At 69.3% G+C, this 12,728-nt stretch carries 11 protein-coding genes and 1 pseudogene; 6 read left to right on the top strand and 6 right to left on the bottom strand.

What is annotated here, in order from left to right; genetic code table 11:
* Positions 1-78: 78 nt before the first annotated feature.
* The 4 genes from H7F30_RS03875 to H7F30_RS03860 are packed head-to-tail and all read right to left on the bottom strand — an operon-like array spanning position 79 to position 3,879.
* Positions 79-1,098, bottom strand: a complete 1,020-nt coding sequence (locus H7F30_RS03875; RefSeq protein ID WP_187036835.1) for an FAD-dependent oxidoreductase — start codon at positions 1,096-1,098, stop codon at positions 79-81.
* A 37-nt stretch (positions 1,099-1,135) separates the two neighbouring features.
* On the bottom strand, positions 1,136-1,696 hold the full coding sequence (locus tag H7F30_RS03870) for a rhodanese-like domain-containing protein (protein WP_047310932.1): 561 nt from the start codon (positions 1,694-1,696) through the stop codon (positions 1,136-1,138).
* Positions 1,697-1,720: 24 nt separating this feature from the next.
* Positions 1,721-2,518, bottom strand: coding sequence for a sulfite exporter TauE/SafE family protein (locus H7F30_RS03865; protein WP_187036833.1), 798 nt, complete (start codon positions 2,516-2,518; stop codon positions 1,721-1,723).
* Between the two features lie 5 nt (positions 2,519-2,523).
* Positions 2,524-3,879 (bottom strand): rhodanese-like domain-containing protein, encoded by a 1,356-nt coding sequence (locus H7F30_RS03860; protein WP_187036831.1) that lies wholly within the window; start codon positions 3,877-3,879, stop codon positions 2,524-2,526.
* A 283-nt stretch (positions 3,880-4,162) separates the two neighbouring features.
* On the opposite strand from H7F30_RS03860, the gene H7F30_RS03855 reads away from it, so the two are divergent.
* From H7F30_RS03855 to H7F30_RS03845, 3 genes are all read left to right on the top strand, one after another.
* A complete protein-coding gene (locus H7F30_RS03855; RefSeq protein WP_047310930.1) occupies positions 4,163-4,426 on the top strand; it encodes a metal-sensitive transcriptional regulator in 264 nt (87 codons plus the stop codon).
* Positions 4,427-4,503: 77 nt separating this feature from the next.
* Positions 4,504-5,520 carry a glutathione S-transferase family protein gene (locus H7F30_RS03850; RefSeq protein WP_187036829.1) on the top strand — a complete coding sequence of 339 codons (1,017 nt, stop codon included), beginning with the start codon at positions 4,504-4,506 and terminating at the stop codon, positions 5,518-5,520.
* A 232-nt stretch (positions 5,521-5,752) separates the two neighbouring features.
* A complete protein-coding gene (locus H7F30_RS03845) occupies positions 5,753-7,153 on the top strand; it encodes a cytosine permease (RefSeq protein ID WP_222617845.1) in 1,401 nt (466 codons plus the stop codon).
* On the opposite strand, the gene H7F30_RS03840 is transcribed toward H7F30_RS03845, so the two are convergent.
* Positions 7,104-7,571: a carboxymuconolactone decarboxylase family protein gene (locus H7F30_RS03840; protein ID WP_187036825.1), complete on the bottom strand. Its 468-nt coding sequence runs from the start codon at positions 7,569-7,571 to the stop codon at positions 7,104-7,106. The genes H7F30_RS03845 and H7F30_RS03840 overlap by 50 nt on opposite strands.
* 267 nt (positions 7,572-7,838) lie before the next feature.
* Here H7F30_RS03840 and H7F30_RS03835 point away from each other — a divergent pair, with 267 nt between their 5' ends.
* The 3 genes and pseudogenes from H7F30_RS03835 to H7F30_RS03825 all read left to right on the top strand — a co-directional run bounded on the left by H7F30_RS03835 (position 7,839) and on the right by H7F30_RS03825 (position 10,567).
* Positions 7,839-8,792 (top strand): pirin family protein, encoded by a 954-nt coding sequence (locus H7F30_RS03835; RefSeq protein ID WP_187036822.1) that lies wholly within the window; start codon positions 7,839-7,841, stop codon positions 8,790-8,792.
* A gap of 33 nt (positions 8,793-8,825) precedes the next feature.
* Positions 8,826-9,158: pseudogene (locus H7F30_RS03830) on the top strand (GNAT family N-acetyltransferase); the annotation flags it as partial.
* Positions 9,159-9,163: 5 nt separating this feature from the next.
* Positions 9,164-10,567 carry an NAD(P)/FAD-dependent oxidoreductase gene (locus H7F30_RS03825; RefSeq protein ID WP_187036818.1) on the top strand — a complete coding sequence of 468 codons (1,404 nt, stop codon included), beginning with the start codon at positions 9,164-9,166 and terminating at the stop codon, positions 10,565-10,567.
* Between the two features lie 79 nt (positions 10,568-10,646).
* Here the strand turns inward: H7F30_RS03825 and H7F30_RS03820 are convergent, their stop codons facing one another.
* Positions 10,647-12,554, bottom strand: a complete 1,908-nt coding sequence (locus H7F30_RS03820; protein ID WP_129665847.1) for a BCCT family transporter — start codon at positions 12,552-12,554, stop codon at positions 10,647-10,649.
* Between the last annotated feature and the right edge of the window lie 174 nt (positions 12,555-12,728).

The raw sequence follows: 12,728 nt of genomic DNA, 5'->3' as shown, positions 1-12,728 counted from the left end.
AGTTCAAATGAGATTCAACCCGCAGGGGTGTGTGGTTCCACGTGAAACATCCCTGGGGCACACGACGGGATCAGGTGCCTACTTCGTGCCGAGCCGCCGCCACAGGAGATCGCGGGTGGGCGACAGGGCAACCCGCATTCCCCACCCGGCCACCGTGCGGGCGACCTGGGTGACGGGCAGTCGGCGCGCCTGCCACGATGCGAGCGACCGATTGGTGTTCAGGATGCGCGCGAGGGAGGCCGCATCGAGGACGGCGTCACTCGCACCGCGTCCGAGGTTCGGCAGAGCGGCGTGGGCGGCGTCGCCGATGACGACGTACCGCCCCGAGACGTAGCGATGCATCGGCGGCGTGACCCACAGGCGGGTCGCGAGTGTGTCATCGCCCGCGGCGTCGAGCACCTCCCGCAGATGCGGGGCAGCCGCGGCGAAGCGCTCGCGCGCCTCGGCGACCACGGTCGTCACGTCGAGCGGCTCCGGGCCGAGGTCGCTCACGTGTCCGGTGAACCAGTAGAGCGCATCCCCGACCGGCGCGAGCCCGAACAGCGTTCCGGCGCCCCAGTACTCACCGACCAGTGGCCGCAACCTGTCGGCCGCAGCGCCGGCGGGCACGATGCCACGCAACGTGACGTAGGGCGTCTCACGACGCTCGGCCGCGCCGGGCTGGACGAGGCCCCGCACCCGCGAGCGCACGCCGTCAGCGCCGACGACGAGGTCGGCGTCGAGGGTGCTCGGATCAGTGACCTCGGCCATCACGCGACGAACGCTTCCGGGCACAGCCGCAGCGAGCGCCTCCATGAGGGCCGGGCGCATCACCATGGCGAGATCCGGGCCGCGGACCGTCGCGACGCGGGCGCCGTCGAGGCGGTAGAGGCCGCCGTGGTCGGCCTTCGTCGGCGCGGGAAGTGCGACACCGAGGCGCGTGAGCGTGCGGCGAGCGCCGGGCCACAGGCCGAGCGCGGCACCCGTCGTCCGCTCGGGTTGGGCCTCGACGAGAGTGATGTCGAAGCGCGACGGGTCGAGCGCCGCAGCCAACGTCAGGCCCGCGATTCCGCCGCCGACGACGGCGACACGGGTCAGTCCGGAGGGCACGTCACTCATGCGCCACACGGTAGCGGGACGAGTGAGGGGCCCGCCCTCAACGCAGCTGAGCCGTCACCTGGCGCACCGACGGCGCGCCGGCACCCTGGTTGTAGGGCAGCTTCGACAACAGGTTGCCCATGGCGCAGGTGTTCGACAGGGCCGCGAAGACGAGACCCCCGCCGACCGCGCCCGAGAGCCATTTCGCCTTCGGCACGAGCGTGCTCGCCAGCACACCCGTGGCGACGAGGGAACCCGCCACGAGGCGCACCTGCCGCTCGAGATCCCAGCGTGCCTCGCCGTACTCGACGTCCTGGCCGGCGTCACGCCACGCCTCGAAGCCACCCTCGAGCACCGACGTGCGGGTGACACCGACACCGGCGAGTGCTCGCTGAGCGCGCTCGGCGCGTGGCCCGGCGCGGCAAATGAGCACGGCGTCCCTGTCGATACGACCACCGATGACGGCGGCGTTCGCGTCGAGCAGATCGACCGGCACGTTGATCGAGCCGGGGATGTGGGCGGTTCCGTACTCGGCAGGCGTTCGCACGTCGAGCAGGAGCAGGTCGTCCGAGTTCGCCGAGGCGAGGCCGGCGGCGTCGATACGGGGCGTGATGGTCATGGGGGTTCTCCTTCGAGAGGTTGATCAGAACAGGTGAGGAATGCTGCGCCACGCCGTGTAGAACGAGACGAGGAGGAGGAAGGACGCGAACCCGAGTTGCAGGGTACGTTTCGGGATCTTCGTCATGAGTCGGCCACCGACGAGCGCACCCGCGACGGCCATGGCGAGGAAGGGCGTCACGATCGACCAATCGATGACGCTCCCACCGGAGGAGTGGAAGAGAAACGAACTGACGCTGTTGATCGTGACGACGAGCAGCGACGTACCGACGGCAAACGGCATGCCGTAGCCGAGAACCAGAGTCAGAGCCGGGACGATGGCGAATCCACCACCGACGCCGAAGAAGCCGGTGAGCAACCCTACCCCGGTCGCCGTCACGACGAGCTTCACGATTCCGCCGACGTCACGCCTGCCCTCGTCGTCGGAGTGAAGCACGTCGCGTGGCCGACCCTCGACGTCTGCGGAACCCACGAGCGCCTTGCGGATCATGAGTGCCGCGACGACGACGAGCAAGCCGGCGAACATCGCGAGCAGGAGGTTGCCGTCCACCCCGGCCGCTGCGCGGGTGCCGAGGTAGGCGCCGCCGACGCCCAGCACACCGAACGTCAGGCCCTGGCCCCACTGCACGGCGCCGCGACGATGGTGCGGCACGAGACCGACGAGGGAGCTCACACCGACGATGACGAGCGACGCCGTCGTCGCCTCGTGCGGATCCTTGCCCACCGCGTACACGAGCACCGGGACGGTGAGGACGGCGCCACCTCCGCCGAGGCCACCGATGAGAAGCCCGACGACCACCCCAGCGACAAGAGCGATGAGCACGAGGATCAGCCTGCCACCAGGCTCAGGCCCGTCTCGGCTGCATTCGCGAAGCTGTCATCGACAGCGACCACGTGGTGGCCCGCAGCTGCGAGGAGGGAGGACGCGATCGAGGCGCGGTAGCCACCTGCGCAGTGCACCCACAGTTCGCCGGAAGGAATCTCGTCGAGGCGCTCGAGCACGTCGTGAAGCGGCACGTTGACGGCGCCGTCGATGTGGGACGGGCCGAACTCGTCGGCGCGTCGCACGTCGAGGACGGTCACTTCGCGGTGGTGACGCACCTGAGCGAGGTCGGCGAACGTGGCGCGCTCGAACGACTGGAGCGCCTCGTCGGTCCACTCCTGCGGAGCGCCCGTGGCCTGCCCCCGGAGGCGCTCGATGCCGATGCGCACGAGTTCGCGCTGCGCTTCGGCGACCTGCTCGGGGCTGTCCCCGAGCAGTGTGAGCGAGGCGCCCCAGGGCATGATCCAGCCGAGGTACGTGGCGAACTGGCCGTCGACGCCGAAGTTGACCGTGCGGCCGACGTGCCCCTTGGCGTACGCCTCGCGATTGCGCAGGTCGACGACCCACTCCCCGGCTTCGAGGGAGGCACGGATCTCATCCTTGTCGACGGTGGCGGGCAGGGTGAGATCAGGGGCGTCCTGCGGAGCGTCGGCGTTCGCCGGCCCCATGTGCGCGTAGTACGCGGGCCACTCGGACAGGCCGGCGAGGATCTCCTCGACCCACTCGTCCTCGCTCTTCGTCAGGGCCGGGTTGGTGCGCTTCTCGGTGCCGATGGTCGAGGAATCGGCGTCGGACTGCGTCGCGGAACAGAAGCTGCCGAAACCGTGTGTCGGAAGCACCTGCGCCTCGTCGGGCAGTTCGGAGGCGAGGCGCTGGACGGAGTCGTACTGGTGGTGGACGAGTGCGTCGGTGTTCTGATCGCCGAGCAGGTCGGGGCGCCCGGTCGAGCCGAACGTCAGCGATCCGCCGGAGAAGACGCCGATCGTGCCCTCGTCGCCGGCGAGGGCGTACGACAGGTGGGTGAAGGTGTGGCCTGGTGTCGCGAGGACGGTGACGCTCATGCTGCCGACGGTGACGACATCACCGTCACGCACACCGACGCGCTCGAACGAGACCTCGTCGTCCGCGTTGACGTGGTACGTAGCGCCGGTCTCGTTCGCGAGCGCCCGGCCCCCGGTGACGTAGTCGTTGTGGACGTGCGTCTCAAAGACATGCGTGATGCGCACCCCTTCGCGCTCCGCCACCGCGAGGACGCGGTCGACGTCGCGTTGCGGGTCGACGACGAGGGCGACCTCGCCGTCGTGGGCCAAGTAGGAGCGGTCGCCGAGTGACGGCGTGTCGATCGGGACGATGGCAACCATCGTGCCCTCCTTCCGCGCGACCACCGGGCCGCGTCTCGCTTCGATTTATACCCCATGGGGTATCTGGCTTCATTAGATCACAGATACCCCCACCCGTATCAAGCGGGGTGCCTTCGCCCGCATTTCCGCGGATTCCGTTACGGATGATCCTGGGAGCGCCCGACGTTGACGGGAGCGACATTCGATACCCCACCCCGTATGCTGGGACTCTGCGTCGCCGGGGCGGCACCGTCTCCCTCGGGCACCACCGAGGCCCCGCGACCACCGAACCGAAAGGCTTGCCATGCAGCTCTCACCCGATGACATGACGCCCGTGCTCAACCGCCTCAAGCGGGCTCAGGGTCAGCTCGGCGGTGTCATCCGACTCATCGAGAGTGGCGCCGAGTGCCAGGACGTCGTCACGCAACTCGCCGCGACGAGTCGCGCCCTCGACAGGGCCGGCTTCGCCATCCTCTCCTCGGGGCTGCAGCAGTGCCTCGCCGAGGAGGGTTCCGTCAGCGAGGAGAACGCCAAGACGCTCGAGAAACTCTTCCTCACGCTCTCCTGATCCACACGCCTGCGACTGTTCGCGGCGGCGCACAGGGCGCTACGGTCGAAGGGCGATCCGATGAGAGGTGGGGACTCATGGCCGACAAGAGCGGCTCCTACAAGCGCGACACCAACTACATCCAGACCCGCATCACCCGCGACGGCGAGGACGGCTACCCGGTGGAGGCGCACCGCTACCGCCTCGCCGCGGCACGTGCGTGCCCGTGGGCGAACCGTGCGCTCATCGCGCGCCGCCTCTACGGCCTCGACGACGTCATCTCCGTCGCCATGGCCGGCCCGACCCACGACGAACGCAGCTGGACCTTCGATCTCGACCCGGGCGGCGTCGACCCCGTGCTCGGCATCCACTTCCTGCGCGACGCCTACAACAAGCGCTTCCCGAACTACGAGCGCGGCATCACGGTGCCCGCCATCGTCGACGAGCGCACCGGCGAGGTCGTGACGAACGACTTCAACCAGATGACGCTCGACTTCGGCACTGAGTGGAAGGAATTCCACCGCGCGGGCGCACCCGATCTTTACCCCGAGGCACAGCGCGAGGAGATGGACGAGCTCATGGAGTTCGTCTTCCACACCGTCAACAACGGCGTCTACAAGTGCGGCTTCGCGACATCGCAGGAGGCGTACGACAAGGCCTACGACGAACTCTGGTCAGCGCTCGACCAACTCGAGAAGCGGCTCGAGTCGCGTCGCTACCTCATGGGCCCGAGCATCAGCGAGGCCGACGTTCGCCTCTACCCGACGCTCGTGCGCTTCGACGCCGTCTACCACGGCCACTTCAAGTGCAACCGGCAGAAGCTCGACGAGCTGCCGAACCTGTGGGGTTACGCCCGAGAGCTGTTCCAGACGCCGGGGTTCGGAGACACGAACGACTTCGTGCAGATCAAGGAGCACTACTACATCGTCCACACCGACGTGAACCCGGCGGGTATCGTCCCGAAGGGTCCGGCGTTGGACGGCTGGCTCACCCCGCACGGACGCGACCACCTCGAGGCCAACACGTGGGGCGACGGCGGCACGCCTCCCCCGCCGCCGCTCAAGGCCGAGGTCGTCGGCCCAGCGAACACGCCCCTGCACGTCGAAGGCCGCTGAAGCGCGGCGAATGCCGGATTCTGTAGACGTTCGGCGTCGTCTGTGACGCCGAACGTCTACAGAATCGGTCCACCCACCCGGCAAACGTGTCCCCAACCCGCCGTGGCACGTCCGTGCCAAACGAAATTTCTGGCACTTTCGCGCCGATAGTCTGCCGATGCGTCATCCGGCGCATCGACGACCCGCGCGAGCCGCCTCCCCCGGCGCAGCCCGGCAGAAGGGAAGCACGCCAGTGAGTACCGCGAGCGCCGCTACGCAGAACGAGGGCACCGCCGCCCGACGCACCCCCGACGTGGACGACCTCCACGACGTGCCCACGACCCTCGAGGGCGGGCCGGCCCCGCGCAACCTCGGCCTGCTCGACCAGCTCGGCATGTGGGGCAACCTCGGCATGAGCCTGCTCGCTTTCGCGGGCGCCATCGTCGTCCTGCAGCCCCTGGGCGAGCCCGGCATGGGGATGGGGCAGGCCGTGCTCGCGCTCGTCGTCGGCACCCTCGTCGGCACGGCCGGCGTCTCCGCGATGGCCCTCGCGTCGTCGCAGCAGGGTCAGCCCGCCATGGTCATGCTGCGCGGCCTGTTCGGCGGCCGCCTGTCGTACGTGCCGACGGTGTTCAACATGATCCAGCTCCTCGGCTGGGGCACGTTCGAGATCGTCACGACGACGATGGCCGCCCGCACCCTGTGGCCCGAGCTGCCGCGCTGGCCGATCGTCGTCGTCATCGGCGCCGTGACGACGCTGCTCGCGCTCTACCCGCTGCGTTGGGTCAAGGTGCTGCGCAAGTACGTGACGGTGGCGGTCATCGTCACGCTCATCTATCTCGCCTCGCAGCTGCTCACCCGCGACGTGCCGGCCCACGCCGGGTACGGTTGGGGCGGCTGGATGGTGGCCGTCGACGCGATCATCGCGCTGTCCGTCTCGTGGGTGCCGGTCGCCGGCGACTACGCGCGCCACTCGACGTCCCACCGCGCCGCGGTGCTCGGCAGCTACCTCGGCTACTGCGTCACCCAGATCGCGGTCTACTCGATCGGCATCATCACCCTGCTGCTGGCCGGCGGCAACGGCGACGCCGTGTTCTCGATCTTCCTCGGCGTCGCGGGCGGCTCGCTGTGCTTCCTCGTGCTGACGCTGCGCGAGATCGACCAGTGCTTCGTCGACGTCTACTCGACGACGGTGTCCCTGCAGAACATCGCGCCGCGCCTCGACCGTCGCCTCATCTCGATCGCGCTCGGCGTCACCTCGACGGTGCTCGCCCTCGCCGTCGACATCTACGGTTTCGCGCACTTCCTCGCCCTCATCGGCTCGGTGTTCGTGCCGCTGCTCGGCGTCTTCCTCGTCGACTACTACCTGTTCGGCGGGCGTCACCGCTGGAACACCACGGTCGACGCTCCCTCGCGTCCGCTCATGCTCGTCGCCTGGGCAGCCGGGTTCGTCGCCTACGAGCTCGTCGCGCCCGGCACGCTCGGCGCGTGGTCGGACATGTGGCGTTCCATCGGCGAGGCCATCGGCCTCAGCGCACCGACGTGGCTGAGCGCCTCCCTCGTCGCGTTCGGCGTGGCGGCACTCGCCACGATCGTCGTCGAGATCAGCGGCGGCGGCGCGGCGGGTGCGCGCTCGCGATCGACACGCGGTTGAACGCGTTGATGAGCACGATGGCCCACTCGAGGGCCGCGAGCGCCTCCGTCGACATGACGTCCGACGCGTCAGCGATGGCCGCGCGCAGATCGAGTTCGCGCGGGTTGGTGAGGGCCTCGGCCAGCTCCAACGCCGCGCGCTCGACGTCGGTGTAGAGGTCGGCGTCACGCCACGCGGGCAACAGGTCGATCTTGAGCGGGTCGACGCCGGCGTCGCGGGCGGCGGGCACGTGGACGCTCAGGCACGTCACGCAGCCGTTGATCTGCGAGACGCGCGTGTTGACGAGCTCGATGAGCCCGACGTCGACGCCGGCCTCCTTCGACGCGACGCGCGAGCTCTTCGCGGCCTCGATCATCGCCGCGTGCGTGAGGGGCTGAACCTTGTCGATGTAGGGGCGCTCCGGGTTGCCACCGCTCATGTCGGACTCCTTCTCACCGCACCGCACCGTGGGCGGCCTGGCCGAATCGTTCGAGGGACGGGCCCAACCTAACGGCCGTCGGCCCCCGAGACGCTGACCGACGTTGCCGGGGCGCCGACGGCGTCATACGTTTCAGATGCACGCTCGTGTCCGCGACGCGCCCCGAGCGGGGTGCGGGAAGGGGTAGGCGCCGCGAGTCGTTGCACCGAACGTGCCCGTCGCGCCGTCCGCCAGGACGACGCACCGCGAGGAGAAACGAAGGTTCGCATGAACGACGTCCAGGTACTCGAGGCCCGTCAGGTGCCCCTCGGCGGCATGCGATCGCTCGAGGTGCGCCGCACCCTTCCGCACAAGGATCGCTCCTTCGTCGGCGCGTGGTGCTTCGTCGACCACTACGGCCCCGAGCCCGTGCGCGACCTCGAACGCGACGGCATGGACGTGCCGCCGCACCCGCACACCGGCCTGCAGACGGTCTCGTGGCTGTTCGACGGCGAGATCGAGCACCGCGACACCGGCGGCGTGCACGGCATGGTGCGCCCCGGCGAGATGAACCTCATGACGAGCGGTCACGGCATCGCCCACTCGGAGGTCTCGACGCCGGAGACCGACACACTGCACGGCGTCCAGCTGTGGGTTGCGCTGCCGGACGCCGACCGCGAGACGGTACGAGCCTTCGAGCACCACGCCCCCGACGACGTCGACCTCACCGGTGACGACGGTGGCTTCGCCGGCGTCGCGCTCGTCTTCCTCGGTGAGCTGCCCGGCGTCGATCGCTCGCCCGTGACGACGTACACGCCGTTGCTCGGCGCAGAGCTGCGCCTCGAGGCGGGCACCGAACTCACCCTCGACGTCGACTCGTCGTTCGAGCACGCCGTCCTCGTCGACTCCGGCGACGTGACGTTCGAGGGGACGCAGCTCAAGCGCGGCGACCTCGCGTGCCTCGACCCGGGCCGCTCGCAGCTGCACTTCTCGATCGGCCAGTTCCCCGCCCGTCTCGTTCTGCTCGGCGGCGAGCCGTTCGAGGAGGAGATCGTCATGTGGTGGAACTTCCTCGGCCGCAGCCACGAGGAGATTGTCGAAGCCCGTGAACAGTACGAGGCCGGGGACCCGCGCTTCGGCCACGTCGAGGGCTACACCGGCAAGACCGACCGCATTCCGGCACCGCCCATCCCGCCTGTCCACCTGCGCCCGCGCAACCGTCGCGGCCGTATCGGCGGCTGACCCCGCCTCCGATCCGACCGTCCCGACGCACCCAGATCCCCCGAGGAGATCGCCATGTCCGACCTGACCATGAAGCACAACACCGAAGCCAACCGCTACGAGGCGTGGGACGGTGACGCGCTGGCCGGTTTCGCCGAGTACCAGCTCACCGACGAGCTCGCCGTGTTCACCCACACCGAGGTCGACCCGGCTTACGAGGGCAAGGGCGTCGGCTCGCAGATCGCCCGTTTCGCGCTCGACGACGTGCGTGACGAGGGCACCCGCAAGGTGCTGCCGCTGTGCCCGTTCATCAAGGGCTGGATCGGTCGTCACCGCGAGTACGTCGAGCTCGTCTACGACGCCCCCGCCACCACTGCGAAGGACTGACCCGGATGACTGACACTGACGAACTCAACGCCGACGTCGTCGTCATCGGCGGCGGGCCGGTGGGTGAGAATGTCGCCCAGTACGCCGTCGAGGGTGGCCTGAGCGCCGCGCTCGTCGAGGGCGAACTGCTCGGCGGCGAGTGCTCGTACTACGCGTGCATGCCGAGCAAGGCGCTCCTGCGCCCCATCGACGTGGCCCACACGACGGCGCACCTGCCCGGCGTCGAAGACGCTGCCGTCCAGCCGAAGGAGCTCCTCGCCCGCCGCGACACGTGGGTGTCGCACTACGACGACTCCGGCCAGGTGAAGTGGGCCGACGGCGCCGACATCACGCTCGTGCGCGGCCACGGCCGCATCGTCGGGGAGAGGCGCGTCGAGGTCAGCGGCCCCGACGGCACGCGCACCGTCACGGCCGAGCGCGCTGTCGTGCTCGCGACCGGCTCGGTGCCGGTCGTTCCGCCCGTCTTCGACGGCGTGAGCCCCTGGGGTTCGCGTGACGCGACGGGCGTCGTCGAGGTGCCCGAGCGGCTCCTCGTCGTCGGTGGCGGCGTCATCGCCGTCGAAGCGGCCACGTGGATGGCGGCCCTCGGTTCGCAGGTGCGCATGCTCGTGCGCGGCCCGGCACTGCTCGAGAAGAACGAACCGTTCGCGGGCGACATCGTGCGCTCCGCCCTCGAGAAGGCGGGCATCGCCGTCGTCCTCGGCGCCGACGTCACCTCCGCGGTGCGTGAGCACGCGGACGGCACGGGCCTGGGGCGCATCCACGGCGGCGAGGTGACGGTGACGACGTCCGCGTCGGGCACGTTCACCGCTGACGAGGTTCTCGTCGCGACCGGACGCCGCCCCAACCTCGCCGACGTCGGCCTCGACGCGCTCGGTCTGTCCGCCGACGACGTGCGAAGCGGCACCTTGCCCGAGTGGCTGCACGCCGTCGGCGACGCCGGCCCCGGCGCCCCGCTCACCCACATGGGCAAGTACGAGGCGCGCGTGCTCGGCTCGAAGCTCGCGGGTGCCGACGAGGCTCCCGCTCCCGCGAACGTGCCGGTGCCGCAGGTGGTCTTCACCGACCCACAGGTCGCCTCCGTCGGCCAGAGCGAGGCCGAGGCGCGCTCCGCGCTGGGCGACGACGCCGTCGTCACCTCCGAGGTGGGCTTCGGCACCGCCGCCGGAACGTCGCTGCTGCGTGACGATGCCGACGGGCGCGCGAAGATCGTCGTCGACCGCCGTCGCGGCGTCGTCATGGGCGCCACGTTCGTCGGCCCGGACGCGGCTGAACTGCTCCACGCCGCGACGATCGCCATCGTCGGCGAGGTGCCTGTCAGCGTGCTGCGTCACGCCGTGCCGAGCTACCCGACGGCGTCGGAGCTATGGTTGCGCATGCTCGAACAGCTCCCGCGCGACCTGCGCTGACGCGGGTTCGATCCGGCCGCCCACAACGAACGGCGGGCCACCCCTCGTGAGGGTGGCCCGCCGTTCGCGTGCCGCAGCGTCAGTCGGCCTCGGGAGGAGGCGACGTCGGGACGCCGCGTCCGCCGCCGCGCGGTGACGTCGTCCGCGAGATGCGGTAGTCGATGCGCGGCTCGACGTGGCGGCCAAAGTGCTGGTCGAAGCTCTCCTGGAACTCCTGTTGCAGCGCTCGGATGCGCTCGGCCGTCTCGTCACGACGGCGCAGCGCCAGGTCCGCACGCAGCGCTCGCAGCGTGGCGAAGCACATGAGGATGAGCACCGCGCTGAACGGCAGCGCCGTGGCGATCGCCGCGGACTGCAGCCCGCTCAGACCGCCCGCGAGGAGCAGACCGATGGCGAGCGCACCCTCGAGCACGGCCCACAGCACACGCGACCAGGTCGGCGGGTTGGGGTGACCGCCGGAGGCCAGCATGTCGACGACGAGCGAACCCGAGTCGGAGGAGGTGATGAAGAAGACCGCCACCAGTGCGATGGCGAGGATCGACAGCACCGAACCGAGCGGCAGGTCCTCGAGCACGGTGAACAGCACCGTCGAGGCGTCCACGCCCTCCTTCGGGTCGACGAGACCGCCCTTGCCGAAGAGCTCACGGTCGAGGCCCGTGCCACCGAGCACGGAGAACCACAGGAACCCGACGATCGTCGGCACGAACAGCGTGCCCGCGATGAACTCGCGGATCGTGCGACCGCGCGAGATGCGCGCGATGAAGACACCGACGAAGGGTGCCCACGAGATCCACCAGCCCCAGTAGAAGATCGTCCAGCTCGCGTTCCAGGTGGCGCCCTTCTCACCCGTGTAAGCACCGACGTCGAACGTCATGTTCAGCACGTTGGCGAGGTAGACGCCGAGCGACTCGACGAAGTTCTGGAAGAGGAACAGCGTCGGGCCGAGCAGCAGGATGGAGATGAGCAGCAGGCCCGCGAAGCTCAGGTTGATGTTCGACAGGTACTTGATGCCCTTGCCGAGACCCGAGACGCACGAGAGCGTCGACAGGAACGTGATGACGACGATGAGCGTCACGAGCACGGCGTTGTCGGTGTTGTCGACGATGCCGATCGACTTCATGCCCGACGCGATCTGCTGCACGCCGAGACCGAGCGACGTGGCGACACCGAAGACGGTGCCGAAGATGGCGAGGACGTCGACGAGGTCGCCGAGCCAGCCCTTGACCCGATCGCCGAAGAGGGGCTCGAGGGCCCAGCGGATCGAGATCGGACGACCACGGCGGTGGATGGCGTACGCGAGCGCGAGACCGATGACGGCGTAGACCGCCCACGGGTGCAGACCCCAGTGGAGGAAGGTCTGCGCCATGGCGAGTTGCGCCTTCTCCGTCTCGCTGCCCTCCCAGCCCGGCTTCGGGTCGCTCGTCGCGTAGGTGAGCGGTTCGCCGACGCCGTAGAAGACGAGGCCGATGCCCATGCCGGCGGCGAAGAGCATCGCAAACCACGACAGGAGCCCGAACTCAGGGTCTTCCCCGTCGCGGCCGAGACGGATGGTGCCGTACTTGCTGAAGCCCACGAACGCCGTGAAGGCGATGAAGAAGCCGATCGCGAGCATGTAGTACCAACCGAAGTTGGTGACGATCCACGACTGCATGTCGACGAGGACGTCACTCGTCGATTCCGGGGCGGCGATGCCGACCACGGCGACCGCGAGGATGACGATGAGCGCCGGCCAGAAGACCCGCGGGGAAACCATTCCCTTGCCGAGGCGAACTCCCTGGAGCTTCAGCTTCTCGGTGATGGTCTCGTCGTCGTCCTCCTCCGCGATCTGCAGGTGCGGGGCGATCGGCTTGGCCGAGTCGCGCACCTCGACGTCGAGTTCAGGGAAGGAACTCTGCAGGGTGGACGAGTAAGTGGACGCGTGTTCGTCGAACGCGGACGCGCCCTGTGATGCTTCGCTCTCTGGCGGAGCGTCGGATGAGTTCGCCATGTGACCTCCTTGTCGTCAACAGGTCACGGCAGCCCCCCACAGCGGGCCCGTAGGCAAGGCGAAGAAAGCACTGCCGCAACGGATTCGCCTTTCCACCTTGTCACCGATGTGCGGTTCACCCAAGACGGAAGGGGTGGGGTTCCTCACCCCTCGAGGCTCTGAGGTGCTTCAGAG

Source organism: Dermacoccus sp. PAMC28757 (assembly GCF_014302635.1).
In the GTDB taxonomy this organism is placed as follows: Bacteria; Actinomycetota; Actinomycetes; order Actinomycetales; family Dermatophilaceae; genus Dermacoccus; species Dermacoccus abyssi.
The sequence above is the reverse complement of the archived record's forward strand: the minus strand, read 5'-3'. Positions and strand labels throughout refer to the sequence as shown.

Coding starts and splice junctions, on each gene's coding strand:
- H7F30_RS03875 (WP_187036835.1), bottom strand. CDS start 1,098: ATGAGTGACGTGCCCTCCGGACTGACCCGTGTCGCCGTCGTCGGCGGC.
- H7F30_RS03870 (WP_047310932.1), bottom strand. CDS start 1,696: ATGACCATCACGCCCCGTATCGACGCCGCCGGCCTCGCCTCGGCGAAC.
- H7F30_RS03860 (WP_187036831.1), bottom strand. CDS start 3,879: ATGGTTGCCATCGTCCCGATCGACACGCCGTCACTCGGCGACCGCTCC.
- H7F30_RS03855 (WP_047310930.1), top strand. CDS start 4,163: ATGCAGCTCTCACCCGATGACATGACGCCCGTGCTCAACCGCCTCAAG.
- H7F30_RS03850 (WP_187036829.1), top strand. CDS start 4,504: ATGGCCGACAAGAGCGGCTCCTACAAGCGCGACACCAACTACATCCAG.
- H7F30_RS03840 (WP_187036825.1), bottom strand. CDS start 7,571: ATGAGCGGTGGCAACCCGGAGCGCCCCTACATCGACAAGGTTCAGCCC.
- H7F30_RS03835 (WP_187036822.1), top strand. CDS start 7,839: ATGAACGACGTCCAGGTACTCGAGGCCCGTCAGGTGCCCCTCGGCGGC.
- H7F30_RS03825 (WP_187036818.1), top strand. CDS start 9,164: ATGACTGACACTGACGAACTCAACGCCGACGTCGTCGTCATCGGCGGC.
- H7F30_RS03820 (WP_129665847.1), bottom strand. CDS start 12,554: ATGGCGAACTCATCCGACGCTCCGCCAGAGAGCGAAGCATCACAGGGC.